This window comes from Micromonospora sp. CNZ285, assembly GCF_004637285.1.
This window is the reverse complement of record NZ_SPQD01000001.1, coordinates 835,534-855,333: the sequence shown is the minus strand read 5'-3', so window position 1 is coordinate 855,333 and position 19,800 is coordinate 835,534. Positions and strand designations below refer to the sequence as shown.

Sequence of the window (19,800 nt, the reverse complement as noted above, 5' to 3'; positions counted from 1 at the left end):
CGGACGGTGGCGCCGGCCGGCGCCACCGTCCGCGTACGCGCGGGTCCGCCGTCAGAGGACGCGCGTACGGCGTGGACCGGACGCGAGGCCCGCGATCGGGCCGACGGCGCCGTCCCGCCCGTGTTGCCGGGGCTCGCCCGTGAGGTCGACGTCCATGACGGCGGGGCTACCGTCCGCCTCCTCGAACTCCGCGTCGGCGCACCGGACCCGCTCCAGGTCCCGGCCGGTGACCACACCGATGCGGGCCTCGTCGAACGCCTCCGGGAGGTCGGTGACGAGCCAGATCGTGTCACCGTCGTCGACGACTACCGCCGACGCGGCGCCCAGCACCAGTGGCTCGTGCTCACCCTCGAACGGCCGGGCGCCGGCGGCGTAGGCGTTCGCGCGGGCGTACACCGGTTGTCTCACCTCGACGTACTTCTGCTGGTCGCTCGGCGGCTGGTTGGCGAGGCGGGCCAGGTACTCCGCGAACGACGCCGGATGCCCGTCGTATCCGGCGGTGCCGGCCAGCGGCGGCCCCTCGCCCTCCGCGCCCGCGCCGTAGGCCGCGCCCGGGTCGCCGCCCAGGAAGAGGTTCCCCACGTACCTGTCGTCGCCGCCGTAGATCACCGCGTAGCCGGCGACCTGGGTGCTGTGCGGCAGGTGGTACGGCGTGGCGCGGTCCAGCACCGGCTCCAGCCGCACGGTGCCGCAGATCAGGTTGCAGACGAAGGCGCCGCCCTGGCTGAACAGCTCCAGCGAGGCGGGCGAGCCGAAGATGTTGTGCTCGACCAGGTAGGGGCCGTGGCTGACCTCGACGAAGAGGTCCCGGGAGTTGTCGTGGTAGACGTTGCGGGAGAGCCGGGTGCCCTGCGCCTGCCAGTCCAGCCAGGTGCCGAGCGAGCAGTCGTGGATCCGGTTGTGCCGGATCACCACGTCGATGGCGGCGTGCAGTTTGATGCCGGCGATCTCGTACCCGTAGAACTCGCGCTTCACGCCGATGCGGTGGATGTGGTTGTCCTCGATGGTGGAGAACGCGCATCCGAGGTGACCCACTATCGCGTTCTGACCGCAGTCGTAGATCGTGTTGCGGCGGATCACGTGCGAGCCGATGTGCTCCCGGTCCCACCCGATCCGGCGGGCCGCGAAGACCGACTCCACCTGGTACTGGTAGCCCGGCTTGTCACCGCGCAGAGCGGAGAAGTTCCGCCCGGTCGACCCCTCCTTCCCGATCGAGATCGCCGCGCACTTGGCGTCGTGGATCACGTTGTCCTCGATGACCCACCCCTTCGCCCAGCCGGGCCCGATCAGGCCCGGCTGGTCGGCGGTCGGCGGCGCCCACGGGCTGGCCGCGTGCGCCAGCTCGAAGCCACGGACGGTGATGTAGTCCAGGTGCGGCTGGTCCGGGTAGAAGACGCTGCGGCGTACGTTGATCTCGACCAGCTCGGTGTTCGGGTCGGCGCCCTGGAAGTTGGCCCAGATCGTCGTCCGCTCATCGACCTCGGCGTACCAGACGAGCCGGGTCCGGCCGGGATCGCCGACCGGACGGGGCAGCCTGGTCCAGTCGTCGACGACCTCGGTGCGCCGGGGCGGATCGTCGACCTCCGCCCGGCTCCCCGCCTCGAAGAAGCTCAGGCCGTTCAGGTAGACGTCGCCGAGGTGCCGGCGTGGCGCGCCCGTGCGGTACACGATCCAGTCCCCGGTCACCTCCTCGGCGAACGGGTTGAACGAGCCGAACAGCGCGTTGTCGACGACCGCCCGCCACACCGTCCCGCCGAGCGGCTCCCAGCCGGTGACGCGTTCCGATCCCTTGATCACCACGTGCTCGCCTGGCGCCGCCTCGTAGGTGATGCGGCGGGCGTCGCTGAGACCGCCGTGGCGTGGCGTCACCCACTCGCGGTACTCCCCCGCGTGCACCACCACGGTGTCACCGGGCTGCGCGACGCCCGCCGCCCGGTTGATCGTCCGGAAGGGCCGCTCGGCGCAGCCGTCGGCACGGTCCGAACCGCCTGTCGTCACATGGAACACGGATGTCATCCGGGGAGCCCTCCTCGTCGATTGATGCAGATGCCGTCGGCGCAGCGGCCGGCGCGTGCGCGCCCGTTCACGTCCACACCGGCAGGTCGATCGCGGACGGGTGGGCGCCGCCGTGGGAGATCTCCTGCTGCGCCCGTACGGTGGTGGTCGCGGTGGCGGCAGGCTCGCCGCTCCCGGGATTGCGGGCGTAGCGCGGATGCGCGCCGGAGCTGACCTGCACGGCGATGCGGTGGCCGGCGGCGAAGCGGTGGAACGCCGGCCACAGCGGCACGTCCAGCTCGACGAAGCCGCCCTCGCCGGGCCGCGGATCGGTGGCCGCGGTACCGGCGCCGCCGACGCGGCGGATGCCGTCGCACACGCTCATCGAGCGGCCGTCGGGCTGCACGTCGCAGATCCGGACGAACACGTCCGCGCTGGCCGCCGTCGAGCGGAACCGGACGCGGGCGATCGGCTCCCCGGCGAGGACGACGGCGTGATCCAGCGGTGGACTGCGGAAGACGACCACGTCGGTACGGCGTTCGTGGGCGCTGTTGTCGACCGGCTCGCAGGACGGGCCCAGGCCGGGGCCGCCGAGTGCGGGTGTGGGCCGGTCGGGATCGTAGGTGTAGCGGGTGCCGCCCCCGTCGGGGACGGCCGGGTCGAGCAGCCCGGACCGGTGCAGGTACCACCGCCGCACGGAGGTGCCCGGCGGTGGCCACGCGGGCAGGTCGTGCCACTGCCGCGCGCCGGTGAGGAAGGCGCGCACGGGCGCGGGCCGGGCCGCCGGCACGCCGGCGAAGTGCTCCTTGAGGAAAGCGATCGACTCGGCGAGGAACGGGCTCTGGTCGCTGCGGTGGCCCCACGGGCCGATGGTCAGCCGGGGCGGGCGACCGGCCGCGACCAGTTGGGCGTAGGTGCGCAGCTGCCAGGGAAGGAACATGTCGTACCAGCCGGTGGCCATGTAGACGGGCGATGTCACGTCGGGCACCGACGCGGTGTGCGACTGCCGGGTCCAGTATTCGTCGGTGAGCTGCTCGTGGGCCAGCCAGTCCTGGTACCAGCCGATCGGGTGGCCCGCCACCGCCGTGTCGCCGTGGGACAGGGGCAGAACGTCGAGGGCTTCGGCCAGCCTCCGGTCCGGCCGCCGCGCGAGCCGCGCCCGGACCAGGGCGCCGCGCATGCCCCGCAGGGCCATCAGGCGCGACCAGCCGAGCGAGCCGCCCAGCGAGAAGACGCCGTTGGTCCAGGTGACCGCGCCGAAGTCGGCCATCGTGACGTTCAGGCACAGGGCATCGGGGGCGTTCCCGGGGTCGTCCCGGCACATCCGTCCCGCCACCGCCCATTGGGTGTAGCCGAGGTAGCTCTCCCCGTACGTCGCGACGGTGCCGGTGAACCATTGCTGGCGGCGTACCCACAGGTGGGTGGCCATGCCGTCGCGCTGCTCGTCGAGCTGTGGTCGGAAGCTGCCACCCGAGCCGCCCGTACCGCGGCAGCTCTGCACCAGCACCGTGAACCCCTCGCCGGCCAGCGCCGGCGCGTCCGTGAGCGAGCCGTGCCGGCCGTACGGCGAGCGGACGACGATCGTGGGCAGCGGCGGTTCCACCGGGCCGGCCGGCAGGTAGAGGTCGGCGACCAGCTCGACGCCGTCGTCCATCGGCACGCGCAGCCCGCGCCGGACCGTGAAGGTGTACGGGCGGCGACGGGCGCGCCGGAGCCGGCCGGGCAGCCGGCAGCGCAGGCTCGTCATTCCTGATCCTCGGCTCTGGTGCCGGGGTCGCAGCGCCGGGCGCTCGCGGCTTGCCCGGGGCGGTTCGCGACATCGACACTCATGCCGTACCCGTACGAGAAGGAGCGGACATGGAACCGGAGCCCGCGGACGGTGGCTACCGCAACCCGATCCTCCCGGGCTTCTGGCCCGACCCGAGCACCTGCCGGGCCGGTGACGACTACTACCTCGTCTGCTCGAGCGTCGAGTACACGCCTGGTGTGCCGATCTTCCACAGCCGTGACCTGTTCAGCCGGCACCAGATCGGCAACGTGCTCGACCGCGCCGATCAACTCCGGCTGCCCGCCGACACACTCGCCTCGCGGGGCATCTACGCGCCGACGATCCGCCACCACGACGGCCGGTTCTGGGTCGTCACGACGAACGTCACGCTCGACCGGCACCTGATCGTCACGGCGGCCGATCCCGCCGGCCCGTGGGCGGATCCGGTCTACCTGGACCTGCCCCACGTGGACCCGTCGCTGGCGTGGGACGACGACGGCACCTGCTGGATGACGGTGTCCGGGGTCGAGTCGTACCGGATCGACCCGCGTACCCCGACAGTCACCTCGTCCGACGCGCTGGCGCAGGCGGGCCTCGTGGGCGTCACCGCCGCCGGCCGCGACACGATCGGCTTCGAGGTCGAGACCGGGGACGGCTGGTCGTCCCTGGCGGAACTCGACGGGCGCTATCTGTCCACCGAGGTCGCGTCCGGGTTCACCGGCCGGGTCATCGGCATGTACGTCACCGAGGGAACCGCCGGGTTCGACTGGTTCGACTACCAGCCGGCCGGATGACGGACCGGCACCCGGCCTCACCCCTTGAACGCGCCTTCCATGATCCCCTGCACCAGACGGCGCCCGACGAAGACGAACAGCACCAGCAGCGGAATGGTGGCCAGGAAGGAGCCGGACATGGCCAGGCCCAGATCGATGTCCCGGTTCTGCTGCAGTGCCTTGATGGCGATCTGGACGGTGTAGTTCTCCGGCGACTTCAACACGATGAACGGCCACAGGAAATCGTTCCAGGCGTAGACGAACGTGAACAGCCCCAGCACGTACGCCGCCGGGCGGACCAGCGGGAAGGCGATCCGCCAGAAGATCTGCCAGGTGGTCGCGCCGTCCACCCGCGCCGCCTGCATCAGCTCGTCGTCGATGGTGCTGCCGATGTGCTGGCGCATCCAGAAGATGCCGAACGCGCTCACCAGCCCGGGAACGATCACCGCCTGAAGGCTGTCCACCCAGTTCAACTGGGAGATGATCAGGTACTGCGGCACCACTGCCAGCTGCGCCGGCACCGTCATGGTCAGCACGACGATGAGGAACAGCGTGTTGCGGCCCGGGAAGGACAGCTTGGCGAAGGCGAACCCGGCAAGCGCGCAGAGCACCGCCTGACCCACGGCGATCGTGGTGGCGACGATGAGGCTGTTCAGCAGGGACTGCACGAACGGCACGATGGTGAAGACCAGTTCCGCCAGGTGCAGGAAGTTGCCACCGGGTGTGAGCGTCGGGGGGAGCGTCGTCGCGGTGGCGGAGTCCGTCGTCGCCACCACGAACATCCAGTAGAGCGGGAAGACGCTGGCGAGCGCCATGAGGGTGAGCAGCGCGTACACCGGGAGCGGGACGCGATTGGCCTGGCGCCGCCTGGTCCGCGCGGGCGCGGCGGTCGTGGGTGCGGGCTTCATGGGCGCTCCGAACGGATGCGGGTGGCCAGCAGATAGTTGAGTCCGGAGAACACCACCACGATGACGAAGAGGGCGACGCCGACCGCCGCGCCGTAGCCGAAGTGGAACTGCCCGAAGGACTGCTCGTAGAGGTAGAGGGTGACGGTCTGGCACTGCCGAGCAGCCCCGCACGTGAGCCCGCCCACCGGGTTGGCCAGCAGCGGTTCGGTGAAGACCTGCAGCCCGCCGATGGTCGACGTCACGACGGTGAACGCGATGATCGGCCGTAACGAGGGGATGCTGATGTGCAGGAACTGCTTCCAGCCGTTCGCGCCGTCGGCGGCGGCGGCCTCATACAGTTCCCGGGGAACCGCCTGCAGCGCGGCCAGGTACAGCAGTGTGTTGTATCCGGTCCAGCGCCAGGCGATCATCGTGGCGATCATGATGTGGCTGCCCCACAGCGACGCCGTGAAGTCGATGTGGTCGAAGCCCAGCAGCCCCAGGAACCAGTTGATCATGCCGTAGTCCCTGTCGAACATCTGGGCGAAGACGATCGTCGTGGCCGCCACCGAGGTGACGTACGGGACGAGCACCGACATCCGGAACAGGGCGGCCAGCCGCAGCCGCGCGTGGTTGAGCAGGTGCGCCAGGCCGAGCGCCAGGAGCAACTGCGGCACCGTCGACAGCACCCAGATGCTGAACGTGTTCCGCAGCGCACCCCAGAAGCGCGGGTCGTGCAGGAGCTCGGAGAAGTTGTCCAGCCCCACGAAGCGGTGCTCACCGATCGGATCCCAGTCGAACAGCGAGATGTAGAAGGTGAACAGCAACGGGAAGAGGCCGAAGATCAAGAAGAGCACGAAGAACGGCGAGATGTACGCGTACGGCGCCAGGAACTCCCGTACGCCCTGCTGGATCCGCCGGTTGCGAGCGGGCCTCCGGACGTCCGGTGGGACCGGGGCCGGGCCGAGCATGGTGGTCAAAGCGTCACCCTCCCGATGGGCGGCGGCCGGGCACGACCCGGCCGCCGCGCATCAGCCCTCGGTCATTCGCGTACGGCGTTCTTGACGTTCGTCAGCGCGGTGTCCCAGGCCTTCGCCGGGTCCACCTTGCCCTGCTCGACGCTGGTGAGCGTGTTGAGGAACTCGGTGCCGATGGGGCCGTCCTGCGGACCGAAGTAGAAGGGCTTGATCCCCACCACCGACTGGGTGTAGATCTTGCCGATCGGTGCGTTGCTGAAGAACGGGTCGGTCTTCCCGACCAGCTGCGGGTCCGTGTAGACCGACGGGGTGGTGGGCAGCGACCCCTGCATCAGGAAGTGGTCCAGCTGCCCCTTCGGCGACTGCATCTCGGAGATGTAGTTCCACGCCGCCTTCGCGTTCTTGGCGCGCTTGGGGATGGCGAGGAAGCTGCCGCCCCAGTTCCCCGAACCACCGGGGATGGTGGCGATGTCCCACTTCCCGTTCGTCTCGGGGGCGTTCGTCTTCATCTGGCTGAGCATCCAGGACGGCGAGCACACCACCGCGTAGTCGCCCTTCTTCATCGCCGCGGTCCAGCCGGACGAGAACGACCCCTGCTTGGCGGAGATGCCCGCGGAGAACGCCTTCAGCGTCACGTCGAACGCCGCCTTGACCTGCTCGTTGTCGTAGTCCAGCTTGCGGTCGGCGCTGTAATAGCGCTGGCTGCCCTGGTTGACCGCCTGGAAGAAGACGCTGGTCGGCGTGTTGTCCACGAACGGCTTCCCGGTCTTCTGGACGTACTGCTTACCGACGTTGATGAACTCGTCCCACGTCGGCCAGAGCTTGGAGACCGATTCCCGATCGGTGGGCAGGCCGGCCGCCTTGAACAGATCGGTACGGTAGGCCACCGCCAAGCCGCCCACGTCGGTCGGCACGCCGATGATCTTGCCGTCCTTCGTCGTCGACTGCGCCATCACCCAGTCGAGGTAGTCGCCCTTGATGTCGTTCGCGCCCAGCGTGGTGAGGTCGACGAAGTTGTCCGGGGACTGCATGAACTTCGGCAGGTCGTCGGCCTGGATCAGCACCAGGTCGGGCACCTTGCCACCGGCCAGCGCGGCGGTGAGCGCCTGCGCGGTCTCGGTCGTGCTGCCCACCTCGGTGAGCTTGACGCGCACATCGGGGTGCGCCTTGGTGTAGACGTCGACGTCGGCCTTCTGGTTGATGTTGGCGAACGACCAGAACTCGAAGGTCTTCGAGTCGGACTTGCCGTCTGATCCGCCACAGCCGGCGAGGAGGAGCGCGACGGCGGCCATGACGGCTGTGGTGGTGGTCCGGACGCGTTTCAACGGCCCTCCATCGGTGTGATCGTGAGCGGCGGTGGTGGGGTGGGGGGTTCTCGCCGGCGCGGGCGCGCAGGCAGAAGCCGACGAGTGGCCTCATCGACGGGTCAGTCGTTGTCCCGTCGTCGGTGCGCTCGCCGCCTCCGAAACTTATCGAGATATTTACATGCCATGATTTTGTGCGCTGAGGCTACTAAGTGCCCCGTCATCCGTCAACAGCCTCGCTGGCAGGGAGAGCGCCGGACGGCAGGCTGGCGTTTTGATCGACACAGCGCCGAAAGTTTCGGAGCGAGGAGCGTTACTCTGCGCGGAGGACATGGGCGACTGCCTCGTCCGAGGTCTCCGGTCAAGCCGCCAGGACGGGGCTGCTCCGGGAAGCCGCATGCAGCACGCCGGTCTACCGGCCGTGGGTCGCCCGCGTTCGCCAGTCGTCGAGGCGGGTGCCGGCGATGCGGGCGCCGTCGGCGGGGACGAGCGAGCGCTCAGACAGCGCGGCACCGAAATACCGGGCGCCGGAGTCACTCACCACCGAACGAGGATCCTGCCGGGCCGCGAGGGTGGATCGTCCCAGTTCGTCGAGGCGGAACTGTTCCGGGCCACCGACCTCGACCACACCGTTGGTCGGCGCGCCGGCCACGACCTCGGCCACCGCGGCGGCGACGTCGTCCGCCGCCATCGGCTGGATCAGCACCGGCGCGAGGTGCACGGTGTCGCCGTCGGTGGCGGCGTCCACGATGCCCTGAAGGAACTCGAAGAACTGTGTGGCGTGCACAAGCGAGTACGGGAGCCCGGACGCGGTGATGAGCTTCTCCTGGGCGACCTTCGCCCGCAGGTAGCCGCTGTCCGGAAGCCGTTCGGAGCCCACGACGGAGAGCGCCACGTAGTGACCGACACCGGCGTTCGCGGCGGCGGCAAGGAGGTTCCGCGTGGACGTCTCGAAGAACTCCAGTGCGGCGCCGCCTTCGAGTGACGGCGAGTTCGACACGTCGACGACGGCATCGGTGCCGGAGAGCACGTCCGCCACTCCTTCGCCGGTCAGGGTGTTCACGCCGGTCTTCGGCGACGCCGGCACCGCCTCATGACCCTGGGCACCGAGCCTCTCCACGAGCTTGGAGCCGATGAGGCCGCTGCCACCGATGACGACGATCTTCATGATCGAGCCCTTCCCTGTCCGCATTGGCTTTCCCGCTGCCACCAGTAGGACGGAAACCCTGCGCGCGGGTGCAGGAATTTGCCGAAAGAGCTCGACGGAGATCGCTCGGGCCCCTGGTATCGACGTGGCAGCGTGGTCCCACCCGATGCTCGCGGCCCACTCCACAGGCACGATCACGAACGGGAACCGCCTCGACCGGGTAGTGGCTGGCGAGTTCTCAGGGCGAGAGGGCCGGAATCATCGACGGGGCACTCACCGGTTGGACCAGCCCTCTGCTCCCGCTGCGGGCTGACCCGTTGGCCGCAGGTCAGCACCAAGGCGATCCCGCCGAGTATCGCCCCCACCAACACCGTGGTCGCCACGCCGAACCCGGTCACCACCAGACCACCGGCGAACGCCCCTACCGTGATGCCGACGTTGACCGCGGCCGAGAGGGTCGCGGCCGCCACGTCGGAGCGGCCCGGCGCCACCTGGAGCACCAGACCGCCCAGCGCCGCTGTGAACGCGGCGAATGCCATGCCGGATACAGCGATCATGCCGACGGCCGCCATCGGCTGCCGGCCGAAGACGTACAGGACGAGTAGTGCCGCGGTCTGCAGTGCCACGGTCACGATGAGGGCAAGCCACGGGTTGCGGTCGACGAACGCTGCCATCGCGAGTATGGCGAGGACGCTCGCCATACCGCGCGCAAACAGGATGGCGCCGACGGACGCGGTGGCGAAGCCGGTGACCTCGGTGACGAACAGTGCGACATAGGTGTAGGCGGCGATGGCGCCGGCCGTCGTGAGGACGGCGATCACCACGAGCAGCCAGAACCGTCGAGCGTCGGGCGTCGCGCCGTAGGTGGCGTGCCCCTCGCCGGGTCGCGTCGACGGCAGCAGGACGGCCACCACGGCCAAGACCACCGCGCCCAGTCCGGCCACCATCAAGAACGACGCCCGCCAGCCGGCCTTCTCGCCCAGCCAGGCGCCGGTGGGCACGCCGACGAGCAGCGCGACGTTGCCGCCGGCGAACACCACCGCGACCACCCGCCCGCGCAGGCCGGGCCGAAACAGCCCGGCCGCGGCCGGCACCACTACCGCCCAGAACAGGGCGTGGGTCAGCCCGGTGGCCACCCGGGCCGCCACCGCCTGCGCGAACGTGGTGGCGAGCACCGTGGCCGCATTGCTGACGACGAAGCCCGCCAGCAACCCGGACAGCAACATCCGGCGCGGGATGCGGCGGGCCAGCACGGTCAACGGGACCGAGGCGATCATCACCACCGCGCTGTAGGCGGTGACCAGCATTCCGACCTGGGACGGCGAGACGTTCAGGTCGGCGGCCATCGGGAGCAACAGGCCGACTGGCAGGCCCTCAGCGGTGCTGTAGAGGAACGTTCCACCAGCCAGGCCGACGAGAGCACCGATCGCACGTTTCATGCGCCAACCCCGTTTCCATCTAAACGAGCTTTCATGGAAACAAGGCGACCGCGATCGTGCAACTGGTAAAGTCGGTTTTGATGGAAACAGTGACTCGGATGCGCCTGGTCGGCGGCAACGTCGCCCTCGACTTCGTCAACACGCGGGTCGGTCCGCCCGGCGCCGCTCCGGACGACGACGTGCTCACGGGTTATCCCGAGCTGGTCGCTTGGAGCGTGTACGCAGCCGATCTCACCGACGCCGAGGCGACAGCCCTACGCCGACGCGCCCGCGACGATGGAGCCGGCGCGGACGCCGCCTTCGTGCGCGCGCTGCACACCCGCGACTACCTGGACGAGATCTTCCAGGCGTTGGCCGCCCAGCGAAGCCCGGAATCGACCGCCCTGGCCCGCTTGCGGGACGATGAAGCGGACGCGCTCGCCCACGCCCGGCTCGACCAGGACAACGGATTCGCCTGGACCTGGCGGGACGACCGTTCGCTCGCCCGGCCGCTACGGCCGGTGGTGCATGCGGCGGTCGGGCTGCTGACCACGGCCACGACTGAACGCATCAAGCGTTGTGAGGCGTGCAGTTTCGTCTTCTACGACGAGAGCAAGAACCGAAGCCGCCGCTGGTGCAGCATGCAGGACTGCGGAACCGCCGAGAAGATGCGGCGCTACATCGCCGCACGGCGCAGCCGGCTCACTCGGCAACGGCCGGGCGACACAACGCTCCGTCGGTCGTCTGACGCACCGACAGGTTCCACCGCTTCCGGGGCTGACGCGACGTAGCCCATCAGAGGCTTGGGCGCTGACACGCTCAACGACCGCGCATGAGTGGGGGTTTTCGGGGGGTAGACGAGGGGCGACGGCAGGGCATCACCAGGTCCACGGCGCCCCGGTCCCCCATCAACGGCGCACCCGGCCACGGTCAGTTCCAGCGACGGACGGCACAGCCGGTGGGCTCCTGTCAACGCCGCCCCGACCCCAGCCTTTAGCCGGAGCCGACAGGCGGTCTGGCATCGAGCGGTGCGGCCACTGGCCCGCGGGCGGCCCGGGATGGTCAGTCCGTCCACCGTGTCAACGCCGCCTCAAACGGGACCACCGTGGTCCGGCTGAAACTGGACCACGGTGGTTTGGGTGATCTTTAGTCGTTGGTCTTGGTGGCTGCGGGGACGCGCGAAGACTCTGACTCCACCAGGTGCGGCTGGAGTACTAGCGGTTCAGCACCAGAACGCCTGACTCCGTGGTCGAGTTGCGATGATTGTGCGGTCAACCGCGCGGCGCTCGGTCCGCAGGAGCGTCGCGACGCTGAGCTGCACGGCTCGGCGGAGCGGGGATGATGCCGTCAGTACGAGTCGTGGCCGCCGCAGTCGCAGCCGCAGGCTTGGACTTGCGGCGGTGGAGCGTGAGAGTCATGACCAGCACGACCAACGCTCCGACGATCAGCCCGAGGATCGCGCTGGCCACCGTGTTGACGAGCCAGCCGACGAGCCCGCCGAGAACACCCGTGGCGTCGTGGGCGGCGACCTCCACGTGGTGCACGGCCTCGTACAGGAAGTGCAGGTTCAGCTCGTTCGTGCCTAGCAGCAGGATGTGCCCGCCCACCCACAGCATCGCCGCGGTGCCGACTACCGTCAGCACGGTGAGGACGACCGGCATCGCCCTCACCAGAGCGCGGCCGAACGTGACGACGGCGCCGGAACGTTGCGACAGGCGCAGCCCGGCGTCGTCCATCTTTACGATCAGGGCCACCACGCCGTACACCAGGACGGTCATGACGACGGCGACGACAGCCAGGATCGCCAGGCGGGACCAGAACGCCTCATCGATCACCTCGTTAAGGGTGATGACCATGATCTCCGCCGAGAGGATCAGGTCGGTTCGTACCGCCCCGGACACCAGTGTCGTCTCGTCCTGCACCTTTTCCTCGCCCGCGCCGTAGGCATCGTGATGGGCGATCTTGGCCCACACCTTCTCCGCACCCTCGTAACAGAGGTAGGCGCCGCCGAGCATGAGGATCGGAGTGAGCAGCCAGGGCACGAACTGACTGAGCAGCAGCACCGCCGGCAGGATGATGAAGAACTTGTTGCGCAGCGACCCCAGGGCAATGCGCTTGATAATCGGCAACTCACGCTCGGCCGCCAGGCTCCGTACGTACTGCGGCGTGACGGCAGCATCGTCGACGACGACGCCCGCAGCCTTGGCGCCGGCCTTCGCGGCGGCCGCCCCGATGTCATCGATCGACGCGGCAGCGGCTCGGGCCAGCACCGCCACGTCATCCAGCAGGGCTACGAGTCCACCGGCCAAGGGAGGGTTCCTTCCAGGGTTGCGCAGAGTTCGAACCGGCCCATTCTCGCTCAGGTCCCTGTGCGCGGCACGCCACCGCCCGGTCGCATATCGGGCGAGAGCTCGAGGTGAGCGGCTATCGCGCCCAGCCGACCACCCGCCGCCAACTACGCCCCGTAGCCGACGCTGTATCGATGGTTCCGCCGCTGGCAGCGTGACGGCACCTGGCCCGGATCCCGGCTGGGCTGCAAGCCGCCGCCGATACGGCCGGGCGCATCGACTGGACCGTCAGCGTCGACTCCACGATCAGCCGCGCCCAACAACACGCCGCCGGTGCCCGTCGTGACGGGCACCGGCAGAAAGTACCACCGGGCGGGATCTATGCCGAGCCCGCCGACCATGCGCTAGGCGACCGTCGCCCCGCATGTAGCCACTGTGCGGAAACCGTTCGAAGCCCACGACGGACGCAGGAGCCCTCTCAGCCGGACGCGCCTCCGCGCCCCGACGCGGTGCGCGCTCATGCCGAGGGCGCCACTGGGCCGGCCCCGGGTGTCTGCGCTTCCCGGCCGGATAATCGATCGCCGTGTACGCCGAAATGCCACGAAGGGCACGTCGCCGCCCCCCGAACGCGACGGCTACCGACCGCTCCCCCGCCCGGCCGGGCCCCGAACCTCATGGCCCGGAGCCCGGCAGGTGGATGGTCGTGCTAAGCGACTGCCGCAGCGAACTTCACCGACGGGATGACGCAGCCCTCGGGAAGCTCGGCGAGGGGGCGGCGGGGGCAGGCCGGAGACGATCCACAGCGGCATGATGTCGTGGGTGACCAGCGGGCCGAAGCCCGTTCCGGCCTCCTAGAAGAGGGTTGCCTTGGCGCACGACGAGACCGCACCTGCACCGTTGATCCTGCAGCTGTAGATCTGCACGTCGCGAACGTCCTTGAAGGTCCAGCTGTGATACACCGTGTCGTAGGCCCCGGTGGTCACCTTGATCGGGTTGGCAGTCGAGTAAACCCATGAGCTGCCGTTCCACTTGTAGTAGGTCAGGTGCAGCGCCGCACCGTAACCATCCGGGCAGAGATCACGCTCCCATGCGTCGAAGCCACCTGCGAACGCCTGGTAGCCACCTTTGACGCCGCCATTCGCGTAGTAGGTGTAGGTGCCCCCCGCCTTGGTCGTCATATCACAGCCGCGGCCCGAATCAGCTGGTCCGTTGGCATAGAAGTTCAACGTGGTGGCGGCGCTGGCCGGAGTGGCGAATGCCATGACTGCCGTCGCCGTCGCGCAAGCCATCAGGGCCGTCCTCTTGATGAATCTCATGAGCGCGTGAAACCTCCATGCTCTAGCGATCGCGGAAAGACGGGGTTGAGTCCCCGTATCGCGCCTACGTGGGTGCGCGAGTCGACCTGCAAGCCATTGTGGAGGCCACGAGTCAGGATGGCGTTAGCGCAGAGCGCACGCCGCTTAGCTCTCGACGCCGACCAGGCTGTGCGGAACCATCTCCCGATAATCGCTGGGCGTCATGTCGTAGGAGAGCCGAAATGTCCGGGTGAAATCGGCCGGTCGCGGAAAGCCCCAGCGCAGCGCGATCGCGTAAATCGGACGATCTCGCAGCCGCGGATCGGCGAGATCGCGGCGGCAACGGGCCAGTCGTTCACGACGGATCCAGGCTGAGACGGTCAGGTCCTGCTGCCGGAAGAGTTGGTGGAGGTGGCGGACCGAGATCTGGTGCGCGGCGGCGATGGTGACCGGGGACAACTCCGGATCACCGAGGTGCTGTTGGATGAAGGCGTGAATGCGCAGCATGAGAGCGTTCTGAGGGCTCTCGGGCGGCGGTTCGCATCCAGCGCCTAGTTCCCGGGCGAGTGTGATGGACAGCAGATCGAGGAAGACCGCGGCCAGCCGAGGGGAGTCCGCAGGCTCGTAGTCGCGTGCGCCCCTGACCAGTCCGAACAGGAACTGTGCGACCAGACCTCCGGTTCCGACTCTCCCGGACAAGCGTGCGCCGAGCAGTGGCTCGAAGTTGCGCGTGGACAGCAGCGCTCTGGGGAACTGTGCCACCACCGTGCGAGCCACCACCGGATTCGCGGCGGTCACGTGCGCCTCGTATGGATGTGACGTGTCGTAGAGCACGAGGTCGTCCGGCCCCGCAACGCTTTCCCGGCCGCCTTGGGCGATCCCTTGCTTGCCCCCCAGGATCATCCCGAGGCTGAGATACCCCGGGTCGCTCTGCCGGATCATTCTCGGCGTACGCCGACACCGCAACGAGGGATACGTCATGGCGACGATCTGAACCGCGCCCAGGTCGAGATGCTGCATCGTTGCCCGAAAGTCCTGGTGCGGGATTTCGGTGGCTACGTCCGAGGCCACGAGCGATCGCATCGTCATCTCGTGCCAGCGGTCGAATCGCTCGTCGACCGGGAAGTCCCTGCTGTCGAACAGCGTCTGAATCATCGTCATCACCCTTTCGACACAGGACAGCAAGAGACCAGGGCAACCACATAGGCCCCGCGACTCTCTGGGAAGTACAGCACACCGTGAGTACTGAACCGCATGCGTTGAGAGGGTCAAGGAGCATCGATGTCAGGACGTGCGGTCGGCGGTGATCTTCAGCGGCGGGCACCGGCACTACCGTGCGTCACCAGCGGTGATGAACACCAGGACGCCAGGAGCGGCATAAGAGCGCGCCCGGTCTTGACTCGGGTGCCCCGCCGTCAGGTAACTCTGTCGCTGTGCCGGGCCGGGCGACAATGCTCACCGGACGGCGATACAACGAGGGTCGAAAGGGCTTGCTGGAGTGGGTCGACGGTTGGGCGGACACGAATGGCCGGTGATGGTCAGCACCGTTCACCTCGGACGCTATCGGTACCGGGTCATGCGGCCGGCAAGGCCGCCGGGGTTCGCTGGTCTGTACGAGGGCCGTCTTGGAGCCCAGTTCTGCCTCGACAAGGAAACAGCGATGCTGCTCGCTCTGGCGTGGGGGCTGGCTGCCCGGTCGCCGCACACGATCGTCTATCTTCCCCTACGTCGCGCGACACTTCCCGACCATCACAGTTGGGGGCGCCCGCTCGACCTGGTGTTGCTGCATCACCGTCTCGCGTTCCCGCCGTCGCGGTGGAAGCAGGTCCGTTCCCGGCGCGGTCGATCGATGATCACCGGCAAGTCCGGCATCAAGAGTTCCGCGATCATCTGCGGTGGGACATCGCCGCCGACACGTTGGTGCTCACCGGCAGCCGCGAGGCGTTCGAACTGGAAGCCGACCAGGTCCGCGCCTTGGCCGAGGAGTGCCCCGCCCATCGCGCCCGCATCCCAGGCACGCACTGTTGCGCCGAGATCGGCATGGGCAGAACTCGCCGCCATCCCGACCGGCTCCGGCCGTACGCCGAACTGCATGCCGAATACTCACGGTAATGCCGGGTCCGGCAGCGGCAGGCCACGGTGAGCAACTCGCGGTGGCCGTCCTCGTACCCGCGCCACGCCCAACGCCGAAGGCAAGTGACGTTGGAGTACCAGGCCGACGCCTTCAACCTCGCCGGTGAGGTCGCGGGCCGAACCGATGTTGGCCAGTAGCGCGACAGGATGGCCGTCCCTGGTCCGCCCTGGGCCTTGAGAGCAGGCGCGGCGTTCGACCTCCGCGAGCCGGTCCGCGTTGGTGGTGCGCACCGTCCCGGCGGAGACGCCAGCCACCACGACGCTGCTCGCGCCGTCGAGACTGGCCAACGCGCCGTCGGCCACGTCCAGGATGCCCGCACAGCGGACCACGGCCGGGATGCCGAGGGTCCGGGCCAGGATCGCGGTGTGGCTGGTCGGCCCGCCCTCGGCCGTGACCAGGCCTGGTTCGAGACCGGCGGTGTCGGCGGGCGCCAGGTCGCCGGCGGTGAGCAGGTACGGGTGGCCGGGGTCCGGCACGCCCGGCATCGGCGGCCCCAGGCACGCCGCGACGAGGCGGTCCCGCATGTCGTCGAGGTCGCTGACCCCACGTCGCGATCGCGCTCTTGGAGGCACACACCGGTACCGGTGATGCCCGATGGTTCCGCCGGGCGTGTCCTACGCCCGGCGGAACCGCGGTAGTTATCCGAGGACGAATCGGAAGAAGCGGGGGCGGTAGATGCCCGGATCGCGGTAGTGGTCCGCGTCCGGGGAGACGCGGGTGTCCATGCTGTTGACGTTGTAGGAGGCGATGAAGGTGTCACCGGAGCTGAGTGCGGGGTGCACGTGGGCGTTGTAGGAGATGACGTTGGGGTTCCAGTAGCTGCCGTAGGGGCCGGGTTCCGGCATGCGGTAGACCGGGGTCTTCTGGGTGAAGGGGCCGTACGGTGAGCAGGACGTCCAGGCGTTGATCTGCCCGCTGAACGCCTCGGTGCTGTCCTGGCTGAGCAGCAGGAACTGCCCGCCCCACGGGGTGACGCTGTACTCGTTCGCGATTCCGGTCAGCAGGTTTCGGGAGTTCTGCTCGCGGAGCGTCCAGCCCCACGGCGTGTGGTACTGCCAGGTGCCGTTGGCGAGGTCGCTGCCGTACACCCGGGCGATGCGCATCTGCTTGTTGATCGGGGAGTCGTCGACGCCGTAGACGTAGGTGTAGCCGTCGCCGCTGCGGCTGGCCGGCAGCAGCCCCGAGCCCCAGGCGACCCCGCTGGCCGAGGGCAACTCCCGGACGCTGACCGGGGTCCGCAGGTTGGACAGGGCGAAGTTGGCGACGACGTTGCGGTTGAACCGCCAGTCCCAGGCGCCGGAGCCGAAACGCTCGTACTCCTGGTACACCACCTGGAGTTGTCCGCCCGAGAGGTGGCCGTCACCGACCCAGTACCACTTTCCGGGCCCGGACGGCGGCATCAACGCCCGAGGCGCCCCGGCGGTGCCGCCCTGGTAGGTGGTGAGGCTGGCGCCGTTCTGCACGACGAAGGTGTTGTTGACCAGGGGGGCGCTCACCGGGCGGGTGCCGTCGCTGTTGAGCGGGCCCATCCAGGTGTCGGAGAACAGCCAGACGATCCGGCCGTCGGGCAGCTTCACCGAGTACGTGGAGTCGCCGCCGGTCCAGCCGTCCGGCGTGCTGGCGGCGTATCTGTTGAAGGCGCCCTCCGGCTCGACCGTGGTCTCGACGCTGCGCACCGAGAGCGGGCGCAGCGCACACGAGCGGGCCGTGAGTGGCAGCACGCTCTCCACATTCGTGGTGAACGTCTTCGGGCTGCTGTCCGCGTCGGCGGAGTGGATGTCCAGTTCGGTCCAGGTGGTCACCAGAGTGGCCACCATGGGGTACGCGAAGTCCGGCACCGTGATCAGTCCACCCGCGTCGGGATGGCGCACGGTGTGGATGCTCGGGTACTTCGCCAGCGTGCCGGTGCTTCCCGTCGGCCACCAGACGACGACGGCAGATCTGCGGTTGGCGTCCCTGGTGGTGTCCACCATCAGTGTCGAGCAGTATCCGCAGCTCGCGTCGCCGGAGTTCTTGACCGCGCGGAAGTCGTGGTAGACAGCACCGCCCTTACGCAGGATGTCCTGGTACTCCGCCTGGGCTCCGGCGGGCGTCGAGTGACTCTTGCGGGCCGGTCTGGCGCCCCCGAGGGCGTCGCCGCTCGTCCCGCTCGCGCCGGTGAGGTTGCTGCGCCACAGGCTCGCGTCGGAGTCGGAGTAGCCGTAGATGCGCCAGGCGTCCACGGTCGGGGCGGGCGCGGCGTTCGCCTTGGCCAGTCGATAGTTGGCGATGTGGTAGTTGAGGAGCATGTCCGCGAAGTTCAGGCCGTAGCCCTCAGCGGTGTGCCGGATCGCCTCGATCGGCAGATGGTCGTGGTCCCGGATGCTCTCCCACGTGCGTCGCACGAAGGAGGCGTCGACCTGCTCGGTGAGGTAGGTCGGCAGCAGGAACGCGCCATACTGCGGACCGCCGCCCAGCCCGCCCCAGGAGTTGAGTGCCGCCCCGGGCTTGCTGAGCACGTCGTAGACGTTGCGGGCGTACAGCTTCTCCTCGCCGGGGATGGGCACGTACGGCGCCCGGGCGTAGGTCTGGTGGGTCGCCCACTCCGCGGTGGCCTCCATCCACCAGTTCATCGAGCCGAACTCCTTGCCGCCCACGAAGAGGGTCAGGTAGTCCAGGCCGACGTCGGACCGATCCCAGTACTGGTACTGCATGACGTGGAACAGCTCATGCCGCGGCAGGTAGTCCCAGTCGTCCTGCCCGTTGGGCACCAGCATGGTCGCCTGCTGATTCAAGCCGAACGGCAGGACGAACGGCGCGTCGATCGGCAGGCCGGCCCCGCCGACGAGCGGAATCTCATCGACGCCGTAGACCAGCACCCAGGGCTTGCCGTCCCGCACGGGCAGCGGGTAGCCCATCTCGCGATACTCGTCGACGGCGATCGAGAGCGCGTTCAGCAGATGCTGCACCGCCTTCGCCCGGCCGTTCGGGTTGGCGTCCGCCGGGATGCCCGGCCTGCCTCCACCGGCGATGTTGTAGAGGACGAGGAATTCGCCGGCCGACGCCCGGCAGCGATAGGTGACCCCGAGGTAGTCGTACGGTTCGGCGGCGCAGTCGTCGTAGCCGGCGGCCGTGGCGGCACCGGCAGGCACCGCGACATCTGGCGCGATCGTCCGCGCCGCCTCCGGATCGGCACTCGCCGCCAACATCGACAGGTATGTCAGATATCGCTGCGGGTCGTGGATGGCCCCGGTCGGTCGAAGGTGCGCCGGCACCGACCGGGGCGAGCGCACCGCGCCCAGGCCGTACCGCACCGCGTCGTCGCGGGAGAGCTTCCCCCGGTGGTACGCCGAGAGCACGCGTTCCCCGGGCCCGAAGTCGGGCAGGGCGGCCGTCCTGCCGGTGGCGGTGCTGAGCGGCGCCTCCTTGAACGGCGTCGGTTGCGGAACCGGCGGGGCGGCGACTCGCGGCTCGGTCTGCGGCGGCGCGACGGCTCCCACGGCGGCTGGCGCCGCGGCCGAATCGGGCGCCGCCTGCGCGGCGCCACTGGTCAACACGGCCGCTGCCAGCACAACTGTCGCGCTGAGCAGGGCCAGGGGGTCTCTCATCGCACTCCCTCTGTTGGATGACCGGCCGGTGCCGGTGCCGGCCGGTCGACGGCGCGTCCGGCCGGTGGATCGTTGTGCTCGGCCAGCAGGCATCGCACCCCGGCGTTGCGTCGCTCATCGCCCCCGGATAAGCGCACCGGACTCTGCGCACCCTTCGTCGCTCGCGGCCACCCCGTGCTGGCCGCGCCGCGAAGCGCACGCTCGTACCGCCCGCTCACTGTCAGCGG

The 19,800-nt window shown here is 69.2% G+C and carries 14 protein-coding genes and 2 pseudogenes; 3 read left to right on the top strand and 13 right to left on the bottom strand.

Annotated elements, in window-relative coordinates:
- Window positions 1–51: 51 nt before the first annotated feature.
- A complete protein-coding gene (locus tag CLT75_RS03940; protein WP_135239511.1) occupies window positions 52–2,016 on the bottom strand; it encodes a right-handed parallel beta-helix repeat-containing protein in 1,965 nt (654 codons plus the stop codon).
- Window positions 2,017–2,083: 67 nt separating this feature from the next.
- Window positions 2,084–3,742 carry a CocE/NonD family hydrolase gene (locus tag CLT75_RS03935; RefSeq protein ID WP_135239510.1) on the bottom strand — a complete coding sequence of 553 codons (1,659 nt, stop codon included), beginning with the start codon at window positions 3,740–3,742 and terminating at the stop codon, window positions 2,084–2,086.
- Between the two features lie 110 nt (window positions 3,743–3,852).
- Here CLT75_RS03935 and CLT75_RS03930 point away from each other — a divergent pair, with 110 nt between their 5' ends.
- A complete protein-coding gene (locus CLT75_RS03930; RefSeq protein ID WP_135239509.1) occupies window positions 3,853–4,557 on the top strand; it encodes a family 43 glycosylhydrolase in 705 nt (234 codons plus the stop codon).
- Window positions 4,558–4,574: 17 nt separating this feature from the next.
- Here the strand turns inward: CLT75_RS03930 and CLT75_RS03925 are convergent, their stop codons facing one another.
- The 5 genes from CLT75_RS03925 to CLT75_RS03905 all read right to left on the bottom strand — a co-directional run bounded on the left by CLT75_RS03925 (window position 4,575) and on the right by CLT75_RS03905 (window position 10,290).
- Window positions 4,575–5,444: a carbohydrate ABC transporter permease gene (locus tag CLT75_RS03925; protein WP_135239508.1), complete on the bottom strand. Its 870-nt coding sequence runs from the start codon at window positions 5,442–5,444 to the stop codon at window positions 4,575–4,577.
- Window positions 5,441–6,394 (bottom strand): carbohydrate ABC transporter permease, encoded by a 954-nt coding sequence (locus CLT75_RS03920; RefSeq protein ID WP_135243896.1) that lies wholly within the window; start codon window positions 6,392–6,394, stop codon window positions 5,441–5,443. The genes CLT75_RS03925 and CLT75_RS03920 overlap by 4 nt, the downstream gene beginning before the upstream one ends.
- 71 nt (window positions 6,395–6,465) lie before the next feature.
- Window positions 6,466–7,725 (bottom strand): ABC transporter substrate-binding protein, encoded by a 1,260-nt coding sequence (locus CLT75_RS03915; RefSeq protein WP_209310262.1) that lies wholly within the window; start codon window positions 7,723–7,725, stop codon window positions 6,466–6,468.
- Between the two features lie 391 nt (window positions 7,726–8,116).
- Window positions 8,117–9,049, bottom strand: a complete 933-nt coding sequence (locus CLT75_RS03910) for an SDR family oxidoreductase (protein WP_486485052.1) — start codon at window positions 9,047–9,049, stop codon at window positions 8,117–8,119.
- Window positions 9,046–10,290 carry an MFS transporter gene (locus CLT75_RS03905; protein WP_135239507.1) on the bottom strand — a complete coding sequence of 415 codons (1,245 nt, stop codon included), beginning with the start codon at window positions 10,288–10,290 and terminating at the stop codon, window positions 9,046–9,048. Before CLT75_RS03905 ends, CLT75_RS03910 begins: the two co-directional genes overlap by 4 nt.
- A gap of 98 nt (window positions 10,291–10,388) precedes the next feature.
- Between CLT75_RS03905 and CLT75_RS03900 the strand changes: the two genes are divergently transcribed.
- Window positions 10,389–11,060 carry a CGNR zinc finger domain-containing protein gene (locus tag CLT75_RS03900; RefSeq protein ID WP_167796865.1) on the top strand — a complete coding sequence of 224 codons (672 nt, stop codon included), beginning with the start codon at window positions 10,389–10,391 and terminating at the stop codon, window positions 11,058–11,060.
- Between the two features lie 480 nt (window positions 11,061–11,540).
- Here the strand turns inward: CLT75_RS03900 and CLT75_RS03895 are convergent, their stop codons facing one another.
- Window positions 11,541–12,578 carry a DUF808 domain-containing protein gene (locus CLT75_RS03895; RefSeq protein WP_135239505.1) on the bottom strand — a complete coding sequence of 346 codons (1,038 nt, stop codon included), beginning with the start codon at window positions 12,576–12,578 and terminating at the stop codon, window positions 11,541–11,543.
- A gap of 162 nt (window positions 12,579–12,740) precedes the next feature.
- On the opposite strand from CLT75_RS03895, the pseudogene CLT75_RS33020 reads away from it, so the two are divergent.
- Window positions 12,741–12,907, top strand: a pseudogene (locus tag CLT75_RS33020) (IS5 family transposase); the annotation flags it as partial.
- Between the two features lie 501 nt (window positions 12,908–13,408).
- Here CLT75_RS33020 and CLT75_RS03885 read toward each other — a convergent pair.
- From CLT75_RS03885 to CLT75_RS03865, 5 genes and pseudogenes are all read right to left on the bottom strand, one after another.
- Entirely contained in the window at window positions 13,409–13,873 is a 465-nt protein-coding gene (locus CLT75_RS03885) for a hypothetical protein (RefSeq protein ID WP_135239504.1), read from the bottom strand.
- Window positions 13,874–14,017: 144 nt separating this feature from the next.
- Complete coding sequence (locus CLT75_RS03880; protein ID WP_167796864.1) at window positions 14,018–15,007, bottom strand: AraC-like ligand-binding domain-containing protein; 990 nt, start codon at window positions 15,005–15,007, stop codon at window positions 14,018–14,020.
- 633 nt (window positions 15,008–15,640) lie between these two features.
- Entirely contained in the window at window positions 15,641–15,946 is a 306-nt protein-coding gene (locus CLT75_RS03875) for a hypothetical protein (RefSeq protein ID WP_135239502.1), read from the bottom strand.
- 117 nt (window positions 15,947–16,063) lie between these two features.
- Window positions 16,064–16,528 (bottom strand): annotated as a pseudogene (locus CLT75_RS03870) (PEP-utilizing enzyme); the annotation flags it as partial.
- A 96-nt stretch (window positions 16,529–16,624) separates the two neighbouring features.
- On the bottom strand, window positions 16,625–19,573 hold the full coding sequence (locus CLT75_RS03865) for a glycoside hydrolase family 183 protein (protein ID WP_135239500.1): 2,949 nt from the start codon (window positions 19,571–19,573) through the stop codon (window positions 16,625–16,627).
- Window positions 19,574–19,800: the final 227 nt, after the last annotated feature.